Genomic DNA, 14188 nt, shown 5'->3' with positions numbered 1-14188 from the left:
AAGCTTCGTCCAGAACCCAGGCCGCACGGAGCGCCAGGAATGCCCTCGATGTCACTGCACACCCGCATGCTGCTCGGCTTCGTCGCCGGTACCGTGCTCGGACTTGCCGCCAATATTTTTGCCGCTGACGCAGGGTGGCTCGACGCCATCGTCACCTACGTTGCCGACCCGGTCGGCCAGCTGTTCCTGCGGCTGCTGTTCATGCTGGTGATCCCGCTGGTGTTCTCGGCCCTGGTGCTCGGCGTCGTGGAAATCGGTGACCCGCGTTCGCTGGGGCGCATCGGCGGCAAGACCCTGGTCTGGATCCTCGGCGTCACCACCATCGCAGTGGTCATCGGCCTGGTGATGGTCAACCTGATCCGCCCCGGCCAGGGCATTCCGGCCGAGCTGGGCGCGGAAATCATGGCAGGCACCGGCGACCGGGCCACCCAGATCGCCGCCGGCCGCGAACAGGTCTCGGGCATCCAGGTGCTGCTCAACATCGTGCCGCGCAACCCGGTGCAGGCGGCCGCCAACGGCGACCTGATCGCGGTGATGTTCTTTGCGCTGATGTTCGGCATCGCCGCCACCGTCATCCGCAGCGAGGGCACCAAGGCCTTCGTTTCCGCCGTGCAGGGCGTCTATGACATCTGCCTGAAGCTGATCGACTGGGTCATCCGGCTGGCGCCCTGGGCCGTGGCGGCGCTGCTGTTCTCGATCACTGCCAAGCTGGGTTTCGACGTGCTGATCCAGCTGGCGCGTTTCGTCGGGACCGTGCTCGCCGCGCTGGCGATCCATTTCTTCATCGTTTTCCCGATCCTGCTGCGGACCTTCGGCGGCATGTCGCCGCTGGCGTTCTTCAAGGGTGCCGAGCCCGCGCTGCTGACGGCGTTCTCCACTTCGTCCTCCAGCGCCACGCTGCCCACCACCCTGAAGGTCACCGAGGAAGCACTGGGCGTGCCGCGCCGGGTTGCCCGCTTCGTCTGCACGCTCGGCGCCACCGCGAACATGAACGGTACGGCCCTGTTCGAGGGCGTGACGGTGTTGTTCCTGGCCCAGTTCTTCGGCGTCGAACTGAGCCTGTTCCAGCAGGCCATGATCCTGGTGCTGTGCATGCTGGGCTCGATCGGCGCCGCGGGCGTGCCGGGCGGCTCGCTGCCGGTGATCGCGATGATCCTGGCCATGTTCGGCATCCCGCCCGAGGGCATCGGCCTGATCCTGGGCGTCGACCGCCTGCTGGACATGTGCCGCACGGTGGTGAACGTCGGCGGCGACATGGTCGGCTCCGTGGTCATCGGCCGCAGCGAGGAAGGCGTGCGCGAAGCGCCGCCGGAGCACACCGCGGCCGGCTAACACCCCGGCCGGGCCGGTTCAAGCGCGACATCGGCGGCCGGGTCGGCGACAATAGCGCCCCGTTGGCCCGGCCCCGGGCCCCACGCCCTGGACGCCCCGATGACCACGCCCTCCCGCCGCGACCTCGCCAACGCCCTGCGTTTCCTTGCCATCGACGCCGTCGAGGCGGCCAAGTCCGGCCATCCGGGCATGCCGATGGGCATGGCCGACATCGCCGAGGTGCTCTGGAACGACTTCCTGAGCCATAACCCGAACAACCCCAAGTGGTTCAACCGCGACCGCTTCGTGCTGTCCAACGGCCACGGCTCGATGCTGGTCTACGGCCTGCTGCACCTGTCGGGCTACGACCTGCCGATCGAAGAGCTGCGCAACTTCCGCCAGCTGCACAGCAAGACCGCCGGCCACCCGGAGTTCGGCCACACGCCGGGCGTCGAGACCACCACCGGCCCGCTCGGCCAGGGCCTGGCCAACGCCGTCGGCATGGCGCTGGCGGAACAGCTGCTGGCGCAGCGCTTCAACCGCCCGGAATTCGACATCGTCGACCACCACACCTGGGTGTTCCTGGGCGACGGCTGCCTGATGGAAGGCATCTCGCATGAGGTGGCTTCGCTGGCCGGCACCTGGGGCCTGGGCAAGCTGATCGCGTTCTGGGACGACAACCGCATCTCGATCGACGGCGACACGTCAGGCTGGTTCACCGACGACACCGCCGCCCGCTTCGAAGCCTATGGCTGGCAGGTCATCCGCAAGGTGGACGGGCACGAACCGCAGGAAATCGCCCAGGCGATCAGGACCGCCCAGGCCGAGACCGGCAAGCCCACGCTGATCTGCTGCCGCACCACGATTGGCTTCGGCTCCCCCGGCAAGGCCGGCAAGGAATCGAGCCACGGCGCGCCGCTGGGCAAGGACGAGGTGGCCGCCACCCGCGAAGCCCTGGGCTGGCCGCACGCGCCGTTCGAGATCCCGGCTGACATTCGCGACGGCTGGCGCGCCGGCAACAGCGGGCTGGTGCGCGAAGAGCAGTGGAACCAGCGTTTCGACGCCTACGCCAAAGCCTACCCGGAGCTGGCGGCCGAACTCGTGCGCCGCTCGCACGGCGAGCTGCCGGAAGACTTCGCCGAAGCCGCGCAGGCCTACATCGCCAAACTGCAGTCCGAAGGCCCGGTGGTCGCCTCGCGCAAGGCCTCGCAGATGGCGCTCGACGCCTTCGGCCCGCTGCTGCCGGAACTGATCGGCGGCTCGGCGGACCTGGCGCATTCGAACCTGACCCTGTGGAAGGGCAGCAAGTCGGTCACCAGCGGCGACGCCAGCGCCAATTACGTGCACTACGGCGTGCGTGAATTCGGCATGTCGGCGATCAGCAACGGCCTGGCGCTGCACGGTGGTTTCATTCCCTACGACGCCACCTTCCTGGTGTTCTCCGACTATTCGCGCAATGCCCTGCGCATGTCGGCGCTCATCCCCACCCGCGCCATCCACGTGTTCACCCACGACTCGATCGGCCTGGGCGAGGACGGCCCGACCCACCAGCCGGTCGAACACCTGGCGGCGCTGCGCTACATCCCCAACAACGACGTCTGGCGCCCCTGCGACGCGGTTGAATCGGCCGTGTGCTGGCAGGCTGCGATCGAACGCACCGACGGCCCCAGCTGCCTGGTCTTCAGCCGTCAGAACCTCGCGCACCAGCCGCGCAGCGAGCAGCAGCTGGCCGACATCGCCCGCGGCGGCTACGTGCTGTCGGATCCGGGCGAGGGCACGTTCGACCTCATCCTGGTTGCCACCGGTTCGGAGGTCGAGCTCGCGATGGAAGCCATGCGCCGCCTGGCCGACAAGGGCCTCAAGGCGCGGGTCGTTTCGATGCCCTGCGCGGAAGTCTTCGCACGCCAGCCGATCGAGTGGCGCGAAGGCGTGCTGCCCGGCTGGTGCCGCAAGCGCGTGGCGGTGGAAGCGGGCGTCACCGGCTACTGGCGCCAGTTCGTGGGCCTCGACGGCGCGGTGGTCGGCATCGACCAGTTCGGCGCCTCGGCGCCGGCCGACAAGCTCTTCCAGCACTTCGGCATCACCGTCGACGCGGTGGTCGACGCGGCGCTGTCGCTGGGCTGAGCCCGCGACGGCGTTTCCTCAGCCTGGCATCGGACCGCAAAGGTTCCGGTGCAGCACCTCGATGACGTCGTGCACCGTGCCGTCGGCCACGGAGTAATACACCGTCTGCGCCTCGCGACGCGTGGCGACCAGGTTTTTGTCGCGCAGCACCGCCAGGTGCTGTGACAGCGCCGACTGGCTCAGCGGCACCAGGGCGTTGATCTCGCCCACCGACATCTCCCTTTCCACCAGCAGGCACAGCACCCGCAGGCGCTGCGGGTTGGCCATGGCCTTGAGCAGCTCGGCGGCGGCTTCCGACGCCGATTCCATCAGTTCGGCCGACGTGGTCGCGGGGGCGGGCTGGGGAGTGGACGCTTTCATGGGTCTGCCTTGATCGGGTGTTGACATTATGCCAGAAAGCTAATTAAGATTTCACTAAATTAGCACAGACGTATAAATCGGCCCGGGAGGAAGGCATGGCCAGTATCGTTGTCCTTGGCGCCGGCATCGGCGGCATGAACGTCGCCTACGAACTCCGGGCCCTGCTGGGCAAGGAGCACCCGATCACGGTGGTCGGCGAGGGCGAACATTTCAGCTTTACCCCGTCCAATCCCTGGGTGGCGGTCGGCTGGCGAAAGCCGGCGGATATCCAGATCGGCGTGCGCCCCTACCTGGCGAAGAAAGACATCGGCTTCGAGGCCGGCGGCGCCGCCGAGGTCCTGCCGGCGCAGAACAAGGTCCGCCTGCGTGATGGCCGCGAGCTGGCCTACGACTACCTGGTGGTCACCACGGGGCCGCGCCTGGCTTTCGACGAAGTGCCGGGCCTGGGCCCGCACGGCGGATTCACGCAGTCGGTCTGCACCACGCCGCATGCGCTGGCCGCCTGGGAGGCCTACCAGGAGTTCCTGAAGGCCCCGGGCCCGGTCGTGATCGGCGCGGCCGCCGGCGCCAGCTGCTTCGGCCCGGCCTACGAGTTCGCGATGATCCTCGACGCCGACCTGCGCAAGCGCAAGCTGCGCGACCGGGTGCCGATGACCTATGTCAGCCCCGAGCCCTACATCGGCCACATGGGCCTGGGCGGCGTCGGCGATTCCAAGGGCCTGCTCGAGTCCGAGCTGCGCCAGCGCCACATCAAGTGGATCACCAACGCGAAGATCACCCGCGTCGAAGACGGCATGCTGCACGCCGAGGAGATGGACGCACGCGGCCAGCCGCTGGCCACGCACGAGCTGCCGTTCAAGTTCTCGATGGTGCTGCCGGCCTTCACGGGTGTTGATGCGGTGCGCTCGGCCAAGGAGATGTGCAACCCGCGTGGTTTCGTCCAGATCGACGCGCACCAGCGCAACCCGGCCTACCCCAACGTATTCTCGGCCGGCGTCTGCGTCGCGATCCCGCCGGTCGAAATGACCCCGGTGCCCACGGGCGCACCCAAGACCGGTTTCATGATCGAGTCCATGGTGACCGCCATCGCGCAGAACATCGCCGCAGACCTCGCCGGCAAGCCCGCCGACCACAAGGCCACCTGGAACGCCGTCTGCCTTGCCGACATGGGCGACACCGGCGCGGCTTTCGTGGCGCTGCCGCAGAACCCGCCCCGCAACGTCACCTGGGCCAAGGTCGGCAAGTGGGTGCACGTGGCCAAGGTCGCCTACGAGAAGTACTTCCTCTCGAAGATGAAGTCCGGCAACACCGAACCGCTGTACGAGAAGTACGTGCTCAAGGCCCTGGGCATCGAGCGCCTGAAGTAGACCCCCGAAACCCCAACCCCGGAGACTCAAATGAACCTCGACCGTGCCGTGATGGCCTTTGCCGGCGTGATGATCCTGATCAGCGCCGTGCTGGTGTACTTCGTTTCGCCCTGGTTCCTGCTGTTCACGGCCTTCATTGGCCTGAACATGCTGCAGGCGTCCTTTACGGGCTTCTGCCCGGCCGCAATGATCTTCCGCAAGCTCGGTTTCAACACCGGCTGCGCCTTCAAGTGAGGTAAACGATGTCGATGACCCGCGCCCTGGCCACTTCCACGCTTGCTGCCCTGTTCCTGGCGGCCTGCGGCAGCGAGCCGAACGTGCCTGCTCCGGCCCCGCCCGTGGGCTTCGAGACGATCACGGTCGCGCCGCGCACCTCGGCGCGCGAGCGCAGCTGGGACGGCGTGGTCGAGGCCGTCAACCAGGCCACGCTGTCCGCGCAGACGCGTGGCCGTGTGCTTGAACTGCCCTTCGACGTGAACGACTACGTCGAGGCCGGGCAGGTCGTGGTGCGGTTCACCGACGTCGAGCAGGTGTCCGCCCAGCGGCGGGCATCGGCCTCGCTCAGCGCCGCGCAGGCCGACTACACCGAGGCCGAGGCGGCTTTCCGACGCACCGAGGAGCTGGTTTCAAAGCAGCTGCTGGCCCGGGCCACGCTCGACCAGGCCCGCGCCCGCCGCGACGCCGCGCGTGCCTCGTTGGAAGCGGCGCGCGCCGGCGTCAGCGAAGCCGGCGAACAGGTGGACTACACCGTCATCCGGGCGCCGTATTCGGGCATCCTCACCGAGCGCCATGTCGAGGTCGGCGAAGCCGTGCAGCCGGGCCAGCCGCTGGTCTCGGGCCTGTCGCTGCAGCAGCTGCGCGTGAACGTGGAAGTGCCGCAGAGCGACGTCGCCGCCCTGCGCGAACACGGTACCGCCACCGTCGTGCTGCCCGGCGGCAGCCGCCTGGAGGCCGACAAGCTCATCGTCTTCCCCTACGCCGACCCGGGCACCCACAGCTTCAAGGTGCGCGTTGAACTGCCCGAGGCCGAAACCGGGCTGCAGCCGGGCATGACCGTCAAGGTCGCCTTCAAGACCGGCGAGGCCCGGCACCTGTGGATCCCGGCCACCGCCCTGGTGACCCGCAGCGAGGTGACGGCCGTGTACGTCGTCGGCGCCGAAAACCGCGTGGTGCTGCGCCAGGTCCGCCTGGGCCACCGCCGCGACGACGAAGTCGAGGTGCTGGCCGGACTGGGCGAAGGCGAGCGCATCGCTGCGGACCCGCTCGAAGCCCTCGCCCACCTCGGCGCGGAGCGCGACGATGGCTGAGCCGCGCTTCGGCCTGTCCGGGCGCCTGGCCCGGGCCTTCCAATCCAATCCGCTGACGCCGGTGCTGGCGGTGGCGGGCCTGCTGCTGGGCCTGTTCGCCACCCTGATCACGCCGCGCGAGGAAGAGCCGCAGATCGACGTGACCATGGCCAACATCATCGTGCCCTTCGCGGGCGCGCCGGCCGCTGACGTCGAAAACCTGGTCAGCGTGCCGCTGGAGCAGGTGCTGTCCGAGATCGACGGCGTCAAGCACGTGTACTCCACCAGCCGCGCCGGCTCGGCGCTGATCACGGTCGAATTCGCGGTCGGCGTGCCGCGCCAGGACGCGCTGGTGCGCCTGTACAACCAGGTCTATTCCAACGCCGACTGGGCGCCGTCCGGCCTGGGCGTCGGCCAGCCGCTGGTGCGACCGATGGGCATCGACGACGTGCCGGTGATGGCGGTGACCCTGTGGACCGACGACCCCGCCCGCGGCGGCGTCGAACTCGCCGAAGTCGCGCACACGCTTGAAGCGGAAATCAAGCGCGTGCCCGGCACCCGCGACGTCTACACCATCGGCGCGCCGCAGCGCACGGTGGTGGTGGAACTCGACGCCACCCGCCTGGCATCCTACGGCATGACCGCCGACGACCTCGCCGGCGCGCTGGCCGCCGCCAACGTCGTCAGCCAGGCCGGCGACCGCGTCACCGCCGACGGCGTGCTGCCGATGACCGCCGGCCGCTACCTGGCCGACGCCCAGCAGGTCGCCGAACTGGTGATCGGCCTGCGCGACGGCCGGCCGCTGTACCTGTCCGACGTCGCCGACATCCATCGCGGCGCCGACCTGCCCAGCCAGTACGCCTGGTACACGGCGCCGGACGGCAAGCTCCGCCCCGACGGCGCCATTGCCCCGGCGGTGACGATCGCGATTGCCAAGAAGCCTGGCGCCAACGCCGCCGACATCACCAGCGCGATCACCAGCCGCCTCAAGGTGCTGGAAGCCTCGGTGATTCCCGAGGGCGTGCACGCCACCGTGACCCGCGACTACGGCTACACCGCCAACGACAAGGCGATGAAGCTGATCCAGAAGCTGGTCTTCGCCACCGGCGCGGTGGTGCTGCTGGTGCTGTTCGCGCTGGGCTGGCGCGAGGCCATCGTCGTCGGCACCGCGGTCGTGCTTACGCTGGCGATCACGCTGTTCGCGTCCTGGGCGATGGGCTTCACCATCAACCGCGTGTCGCTGTTCGCGCTGATCTTCTCGATCGGCATCCTGGTGGACGACGCCATCGTCATCGTCGAGAACATCCACCGGCACATGCGCCTGGGCGGCAAGACCCTGATTGAAGCCATCCCGCCGGCGGTGGACGAAGTCGGCAGCCCGACCATCCTGGCCACCTTCACCGTTATCGCCGCGCTGCTGCCGATGGCCTTCGTCTCGGGCCTGATGGGCCCCTACATGCGGCCGATCCCGATCAATGCCTCGGTGGGCATGCTGCTGTCGCTGGCGATCGCGCTGACAGTCACGCCCTGGCTTTCGCTGAAGCTGCTCTCGCGCCACGTGCACGCCGAGGGCGGTGGCCATGAAACCGCGCTGTCGAAGCGGGTGCGCGGCGTGTTCGAGCGGACCATGCGACCCTTCCTCGACGACACGCGCGGCAAGGGCCGCCGCCGCATGCTGTTCGCGGGCATCGGCGTGGCCGTGCTGGCCGCCGCCGGCCTGGCGGTCGTGCAGCTGGTGGTGCTGAAGATGCTGCCTTTCGACAACAAGTCGGAGTTCCAGGTGGTCGTGGACCTGCCCGAGGGCACGCCGCTCGAGCGCACCAACGCACTGCTGCTGGACATGGCCCAGGCGCTGAATGACGTGCCCGAAGTGCTGGATATCCAGGGTTATGCCGGCACCTCGGCGCCGGTGAACTTCAACGGCCTGGTGCGCCAGTACTACCTGCGCGAGGGCGCCAACGTCGGCGACCTGCAGGTGAACCTGGTCGGCAAGAGCGAGCGCGACCGCCAGAGCCACGACATCGCACTGGCGGTGCGACCGGTGCTGGCGGACATCGGCAAGCGTTACGGCGCTTCGGTGAAGGTGGTGGAAGTGCCGCCGGGTCCGCCGGTGATGGCGCCGCTGGTGGCCGAGATCTATGGCCCCGACGCCACCCGCGCCCGCGAGATCGCCCGCGACCTGCAGGCCCGGTTCGAGGCCACCGACGGCATCGTCGACGTCGACAGCACCGTCGAGGCCGGGGCCGAGCGCGAGCTGGTGCTGATCGATCGCGACCGCGCCGCCCGGCTGGGCGTCAGCCAGGCCGCGATTGCGCAGGCGCTGCAGCTCGGCGTGGCCGGGCGCGATGCCACCTACCTGCGCGACGGCGCTTCCAAGTACCCGGTGCCGGTGCGCCTGCGCCTGCCGGCCGGCGACCAGGCCAGCCTGGAACAGCTGCTGACCCTGCGCGTGCGCGCCGGCGACGGCCGCCTGGTTCCGCTGTCGGAGCTGGTGACGGTGCAGCGGCTGCCCTGGGAGCCGGTGATCCACCGCAAGGACCTGCTGCCGGTGGTCTACGTGATCGGCGACGAGGCCAGCGACATCGACAGCCCGCTGTACGGCATGTTCGACCTGGTCGGGCAGGTCGGCGACAAGCCCCTGGCGGACACGTCGGTCGAGCAGCGGTTCCTGTCCGCGCCGACGGACTCGCTGGGTTTCTCGATCAAGTGGGACGGCGAATGGCAGATCACCTATGAAACCTTCCGCGACATGGGCCTGGCCTATTCGGTGGGCCTGCTGCTGATCTACCTGCTGGTGGTGGCGCAGTTCCGCGATTACGTCGTGCCGCTGGTCATCATGGCGCCGATCCCGCTCACCGTGATCGGCGTGATGCCGGGCCATGCGCTTCTGGGCGCGCAGTTCACCGCCACCAGCATGATCGGCATGATTGCGCTGGCCGGCATCATCGTGCGCAACTCGATCCTGCTGGTGGACTTCATCAACCAGTCGATCGCCGAAGGCCATGCGCTGGCCGATGCGGTCGTTGAAGCCTGCGCCGTGCGCGCGCAGCCGATCGCGCTGACCGGCCTGGCGGCGATGGCCGGCGCCTTCTTCATCCTCGACGACCCGATCTTCAACGGCCTGGCGATTGCGCTGATCTTCGGCATCCTGGTCTCGACCGTGCTGACGCTGGTGGTGATCCCGCTGCTGTATTACGTGCTGCTGAGCGCGCGTGCCCGCAAAAAGGAGATGACTGCATGAAGACGCTGAAGCGATATTCGCCGCTGCTGGTACTGGCCATGTTGGCCGCCTGCGGCAGCGAGCCGGGGCCGGAAGAGGCGGCCTCGAGGACGCCTGCGACCGAAATGGCGCCAGCGCCGGAGCCGGCGCCCGTGGCCACCCCCGAATCGGCGCCCGCGCCCGCAGCCACACACGCACCCGCAAGCGCACCCGCCGGAGAAGCCACGCCCGACGCCCAGGCCCGCGGCCAGGCAGCCATGCGCGAATTCGGTGACCGCCTGCGCAACGAACTGCGCGCGGCGATGAGCGAGGACGGTGCGGCCGGGGCGGTCAGCTTCTGCCACGACCAGGCACCGCGCATCGCCGATGAAGTGATGGCCACGCATGGCGTGCGCCTGGGTCGCGTCGCCGTCGCCGGCCGCAACCGCAATCCCGGCAATGCCCACGGTGGCTGGCAGGGCGAGTTGCTTGATTCCTTCCAGCAGGCCGTGAATACCGGCGGCGCACCGGAAGCGCAGATGGCCGTCATCCGCGACGAGGTTCCCGCCGGCGTCGAACTGCGCATGGCGCGCGGCATCCGCGTCGAGGCCGCCTGCCTGATGTGCCACGGCGACAACATCGCGCCGCCCATCGCCGAACGTCTGGCCGCCCTGTATCCGGAAGACCGCGCCACCGGTTTCCTTGAAGGCGACCTGCGCGGCCTGGTCTGGGTGGAGGTTCCCGCTGCGACGGAGACGAACCCATGAGCCATCCTGTCACCCTGGCCTGCCCGCACTGCAGCGGCATGAACCGCGTGCCGGTGTCCCGCCTGGGCGAAGGCCCGAACTGCGGCCATTGCCACGAACCGCTGTTCACCGGCCATCCGCTGGTGCTGGGCGTGGACGATTTTTCCGCGCACGCCGAGCGCAGCGAACTGCCGCTGCTGGTCGATTTCTGGGCGCCCTGGTGCGGCCCCTGCCAGATGATGGCGCCGCATTTTGAGCGCGCCGCGGCGCAGCTTGAGCCGCAGGTCCGCCTCGCCAAGGTCGACACCCAGGTGGCGCCGACCCTGGCCCAGCGCCACGGCATCCGCAGCATCCCGACGCTGATCCTGTTCCGGCAGGGCCGCGAACTGGCCCGCCAGTCCGGCGCCATGGACGCGAACAACATCGTGCGCTGGACCCGCCAGCACCTGGTTGACTGATCAACCGCCCAGACAGGAGTTCCCGTGAGCCAGTCCTATCCCGAACTGATCGACGACCTCAACGCCGCCATCGGTCGCCTGCGCGCCGGCGCGCCCGGGCCGATGAAGGCCTTCGGCTCGCTCGCGCGCGAAGCCCTCGCGCCCGGCCAGCTCGACGTCAAGACCAAGGAGTTGCTGGCCATCGGCATCGCCATCGCCACCCGCTGCGACGGCTGCATCGGCTTCCACGTCAAGGCCGCCATCCGCGCCGGCGCCAGCCGCGAGGAAGTGCTGGAAACCGTGTCGATGGCGATCTACATGGGCGCCGGCCCGTCGATGATCTACGCCGCCGAAACCCTGCGCGCCTTCGACGAGCTGGCTCCATCCGGCGAAGGCTGAGGCCGGCGGAGCCCCGCTACAGCAGGTCGATCGGCAGCTTGAGGTAGCGCACGCCGTTGGCTTCCGGTTCGGGCAGTTCGCCGGCGTGGATGTTCACCTGTACCGAGGGCAGGATCAGCGTGGGCATGGCCAGGCTGGTATCGCGTTCGGTGCGCATGCGCACGAACTGTTCCTCGTCGGTACCGATGCGGACGTGGATGTTCGAGCGTTTCTGTTCGCCGATGGTGGTTTCGCAGCGCGGCTCCCGGCCGCCCGGGCTGTAGTCGTGGCAGACGAACACGCGGGTGTCGTCCGGCAGTGAAAACAGGCGCTGTATCGAATGGTAGAGCGTGGCCGCGTCGCCGCCCGGGAAATCGCAGCGCGCCGTGCCGCCGTCCGGCATGAACAGCGAGTCGCCGGTGAACAGCGCATCGCCGACCAGGTAGGCCACCGAATCATTCGTATGCCCCGGCACGGGGATGACCCGCGCGCCGACGTTGCCGATGGAAAACACTTCGTCGTCGCCAAACAGGTGGTCGAACTGCGAGCCGTCCACCGGGAAGTGTTCGCCCAGGTTGAAGATCGGCCGGAAGGTCTTCTGCACCGTGCGGATGCCCTGGCCGATGGCCAGCTTCGCGCCCGGGAGTTTTTCCTTGAGCCAGTGGCCGGCGCTGAGGTGGTCGGCGTGGGCGTGGGTTTCCAGGATCCAGTCCACCTGCACGCCGGCCTCGCGCACCGAGGCCAGCAGCAGCTCGGCGCTGGCGGTGGACGTGCGCCCGGCCCTGGGGTCGAAGTCGAGCACCGGGTCCACCAGTGCGGCGCGGCCCGTGCCGGGGTCGCTGACCAGGTAGCTCCAGGTGCCGGAGTCCTCGTGGTAGTGCGGCTTGATGTCGGCTTTGCGCATCAGGGGTCTCCCGAAAGCGTGTTCCAAGTCTAGCTGCGCGCGGTCGGTTCCGGATGAACCCGGGATTTCGCCAGCGCATGCCGCAGCAGCCTAGCTTCGAGGCGTTCGCCGAATCCGCGTGGGCGCTGCAGCCCCATGCGTTCCATTGCGGCTTCGTCGCTGCCTTGCTCGCCCAGCATGGCCGCAAGCACCGTCGCGATGCGGCCGGCGGGGTGGCTGGTGCGTGCGGCCAGCCATCCCAGGGCCGCGGCCAGCCGCTGTTCCTCGGGCGTGAAATCGCTGCCCATGGGGTAGTCAGGCAGCACGCCGGCGAGTCGCAGGGGCTCGAGGCGCGCGGCCAGCGCGGCCCGCGTATTGGCTGACCAGTCCGCCGGTGCGCGGAACCCGGCGTCGAGTTTGCCGGACTTTCGTGCCGCCTCCAGCAGCGGCGCCTGGTCGTCGGCGTGCGCGATCGCGGCCATGGCCTGAACGCATTCGCCGTCGCTGCGCCCGCGCAGGTCGGCGATGCCGTATTCGGTGATGACGATGTCGCGCAGGTGGCGCGGGATGGTGACGTGGCCGTAGTTCCAGCGCACGTTGGCGGTGGCGTGTCGACCGTGGCCGCGGCGGGCCCGCAGCATCAGGACCGAACGGGCATCGTCCAGCGCATGCGCCATGGCGACGAAGTTGTACTGGCCACCGACGCCGGACACCACGCGGCCGTCTTCCAGTGCATCGGAAACCGCGGCGCCGAGGGCCGTCATCATCATGCAGGTGTTGAAGAAGCGGGCGTCGCGGCGCTGCTCGCGCTCCAGGGCTTCGTGGGCGCCGTAGAGCTGGTTGATGTGCGAGACGCGGGTCATGCCGATGCCGCGGGCCTGGTCGGCGGGCATGTCGCGCAGCCAGTCGTAGAGCGCGTGCGATCCGAGATAGAACGCGCCGTCGAGCCAGCGACCTTCGCGCGCCAGGCGTTCACGGTCCTGCGTAGTGGCCTGGTCCCGGTTGATGCGCACCATGGCGCCGACGTCATCCAGGACGCGCCGGCTGAGCACGCCGGCCTGGGCCAGGGCGCGGAAGCCGTCGTTGACCATCTCGCTGGCGCCATACAGACCCTGGGAGAACGGCGCCGTGCCACCGACCTTCCTTACGAGCGGCGACTGCGCCAGTCCCGGCGAGAGCGCGTCGAGGGCGGCCAGGTAGTCGTCGTTGCGGGTATGTCGCAGCACCAGCGCATGGCACAGCGCATCGGCCAGCGAACCGATGCCGATCTGCAGCGTGCCGCCATCGCGCACCAGGGTGCTGGCGTACAGGCCGATGGCGTGGTCGGCGTCGCCGACGGGTTCGCGGGGCAGCGCGAACAGGCGCGGCGCGGGCGCCGGATGGTCCAGCACGAGGTCGAAGAATTCCGCCGGCACCGCGCAGGGGCCGTCGAGCCAGGGCAGGTTCGGATCCACTTCGGCGACCAGCATCGGGCGCGGCTTGCCGAGACGCTGCACTTCGTCGAGCAGGTCGAAGCTCAGGTCCGGATTGCAGCTCAGGCTCAGGCGCGTGCCGCCGGGTTCGCGCGCGACCTTCTGCACCAGCGCGTTTGCGCCGCGCGCGGCGACCGCGCGGGCGACATGGGTGTAGTTGAGGCTGACGTAGTCGCGCTGGGTGCTCGTCGAGCCGAGCAGGGCGCCCGACTGCAGGTAGAACTCCTCGACGCGGATGTTGGCCGGCAGTGCATTTCGTCGCATCGCGACGGCGTAGTCGAGTACCGGGAAGTCCTCGCCGAACTGCCGCGCCAGGAACGGCGCCAGGAAGCGTCGCTGCAGCCCCTTGCCCGCCGGGGGCGGCGTCAGCGACAGGGCCGTCAGCAGGTGCAGGGACAGCGCCTCGTCGGCGGCCACCCGGCGGGTGATGGCGTTGAGCAGCCGGTGCGGTTTGCCCAGGCCCAGCGGCGCCGCCAGCACCAGCTGGCCGCCGGCGTGCGCCAGCAGCCGGTCCACGGCGGTTTCCAGGGCAGGGTCGGGCGGGGCGGTCGGGCGCGCGGTCATGGAGGGTCCGATGGGCATCGGGGGCCAGTATCGCACCCCGTCCGAAGCCTCTTGACATCCG

12 protein-coding genes are annotated in these 14188 nt (G+C 69.2%); 9 read left to right on the top strand and 3 right to left on the bottom strand.

The window, feature by feature from the left end:
* Positions 1–48 precede the first annotated feature (48 nt).
* Both ACE3TE_RS00470 and tkt read left to right on the top strand, forming a co-directional pair.
* Positions 49–1332 (top strand): dicarboxylate/amino acid:cation symporter, encoded by a 1284-nt coding sequence (locus ACE3TE_RS00470; RefSeq protein ID WP_374601190.1) that lies wholly within the window; start codon positions 49–51, stop codon positions 1330–1332.
* A gap of 99 nt (positions 1333–1431) precedes the next feature.
* A complete protein-coding gene (gene tkt / locus ACE3TE_RS00465) occupies positions 1432–3435 on the top strand; it encodes a transketolase (RefSeq protein WP_374601189.1) in 2004 nt (667 codons plus the stop codon).
* A gap of 18 nt (positions 3436–3453) precedes the next feature.
* Here tkt and ACE3TE_RS00460 read toward each other — a convergent pair whose 3' ends face one another.
* Positions 3454–3795, bottom strand: coding sequence for an ArsR/SmtB family transcription factor (locus tag ACE3TE_RS00460; RefSeq protein ID WP_374601187.1), 342 nt, complete (start codon positions 3793–3795; stop codon positions 3454–3456).
* A 95-nt stretch (positions 3796–3890) separates the two neighbouring features.
* Here ACE3TE_RS00460 and ACE3TE_RS00455 point away from each other — a divergent pair, with 95 nt between their 5' ends.
* The 7 genes from ACE3TE_RS00455 to ACE3TE_RS00425 are packed head-to-tail and all read left to right on the top strand — an operon-like array spanning position 3891 to position 11229.
* Positions 3891–5162, top strand: coding sequence for an NAD(P)/FAD-dependent oxidoreductase (locus tag ACE3TE_RS00455; protein WP_374601186.1), 1272 nt, complete (start codon positions 3891–3893; stop codon positions 5160–5162).
* A gap of 30 nt (positions 5163–5192) precedes the next feature.
* The gene (locus ACE3TE_RS00450; RefSeq protein ID WP_374601184.1) at positions 5193–5396 is read left to right on the top strand and encodes a DUF2892 domain-containing protein; all 204 of its coding nucleotides are present in this window, start codon (positions 5193–5195) and stop codon (positions 5394–5396) included.
* A gap of 14 nt (positions 5397–5410) precedes the next feature.
* Entirely contained in the window at positions 5411–6469 is a 1059-nt protein-coding gene (locus ACE3TE_RS00445) for an efflux RND transporter periplasmic adaptor subunit (RefSeq protein ID WP_374601183.1), read from the top strand.
* Positions 6462–9689, top strand: coding sequence for an efflux RND transporter permease subunit (locus ACE3TE_RS00440; protein ID WP_374601181.1), 3228 nt, complete (start codon positions 6462–6464; stop codon positions 9687–9689). Before ACE3TE_RS00445 ends, ACE3TE_RS00440 begins: the two co-directional genes overlap by 8 nt.
* Entirely contained in the window at positions 9686–10414 is a 729-nt protein-coding gene (locus ACE3TE_RS00435; protein WP_374601179.1) for a DUF3365 domain-containing protein, read from the top strand. The genes ACE3TE_RS00440 and ACE3TE_RS00435 overlap by 4 nt, the downstream gene beginning before the upstream one ends.
* Positions 10411–10851 carry a thioredoxin TrxC gene (gene trxC, locus ACE3TE_RS00430; RefSeq protein ID WP_374601177.1) on the top strand — a complete coding sequence of 147 codons (441 nt, stop codon included), beginning with the start codon at positions 10411–10413 and terminating at the stop codon, positions 10849–10851. The genes ACE3TE_RS00435 and trxC overlap by 4 nt, the downstream gene beginning before the upstream one ends.
* Positions 10852–10875: 24 nt before the next feature.
* Positions 10876–11229 (top strand): carboxymuconolactone decarboxylase family protein, encoded by a 354-nt coding sequence (locus ACE3TE_RS00425; RefSeq protein WP_374601175.1) that lies wholly within the window; start codon positions 10876–10878, stop codon positions 11227–11229.
* Positions 11230–11245: 16 nt separating this feature from the next.
* Here the strand turns inward: ACE3TE_RS00425 and ACE3TE_RS00420 are convergent, their stop codons facing one another.
* Positions 11246–12112, bottom strand: a complete 867-nt coding sequence (locus ACE3TE_RS00420; protein ID WP_374601174.1) for an MBL fold metallo-hydrolase — start codon at positions 12110–12112, stop codon at positions 11246–11248.
* A 29-nt stretch (positions 12113–12141) separates the two neighbouring features.
* Positions 12142–14127, bottom strand: a complete 1986-nt coding sequence (locus ACE3TE_RS00415; protein WP_374601172.1) for an acetyl-CoA hydrolase/transferase C-terminal domain-containing protein — start codon at positions 14125–14127, stop codon at positions 12142–12144.
* Positions 14128–14188 lie beyond the last annotated feature (61 nt).

Origin of the sequence: Arenimonas sp., from assembly GCF_041919775.1 — a bacterium.
Lineage (GTDB): Bacteria > Pseudomonadota > Gammaproteobacteria > Xanthomonadales > Xanthomonadaceae > Arenimonas.
This window is presented reverse-complemented; position numbering and strand designations above follow the sequence as displayed.

Bases quoted from the DNA above. Each gene is read 5' to 3' on its own strand.
- ACE3TE_RS00420 (WP_374601174.1), bottom strand. From the start codon at position 12,112: ATGCGCAAAGCCGACATCAAGCCGCACTACCACGAGGACTCCGGCACC.
- ACE3TE_RS00415 (WP_374601172.1), bottom strand. From the start codon at position 14,127: ATGACCGCGCGCCCGACCGCCCCGCCCGACCCTGCCCTGGAAACCGCC.
- trxC (WP_374601177.1), top strand. From the start codon at position 10,411: ATGAGCCATCCTGTCACCCTGGCCTGCCCGCACTGCAGCGGCATGAAC.
- ACE3TE_RS00450 (WP_374601184.1), top strand. From the start codon at position 5,193: ATGAACCTCGACCGTGCCGTGATGGCCTTTGCCGGCGTGATGATCCTG.
- ACE3TE_RS00440 (WP_374601181.1), top strand. From the start codon at position 6,462: ATGGCTGAGCCGCGCTTCGGCCTGTCCGGGCGCCTGGCCCGGGCCTTC.
- ACE3TE_RS00460 (WP_374601187.1), bottom strand. From the start codon at position 3,795: ATGAAAGCGTCCACTCCCCAGCCCGCCCCCGCGACCACGTCGGCCGAA.
- ACE3TE_RS00435 (WP_374601179.1), top strand. From the start codon at position 9,686: ATGAAGACGCTGAAGCGATATTCGCCGCTGCTGGTACTGGCCATGTTG.
- ACE3TE_RS00455 (WP_374601186.1), top strand. From the start codon at position 3,891: ATGGCCAGTATCGTTGTCCTTGGCGCCGGCATCGGCGGCATGAACGTC.
- tkt (WP_374601189.1), top strand. From the start codon at position 1,432: ATGACCACGCCCTCCCGCCGCGACCTCGCCAACGCCCTGCGTTTCCTT.
- ACE3TE_RS00445 (WP_374601183.1), top strand. From the start codon at position 5,411: ATGACCCGCGCCCTGGCCACTTCCACGCTTGCTGCCCTGTTCCTGGCG.
- ACE3TE_RS00470 (WP_374601190.1), top strand. From the start codon at position 49: ATGTCACTGCACACCCGCATGCTGCTCGGCTTCGTCGCCGGTACCGTG.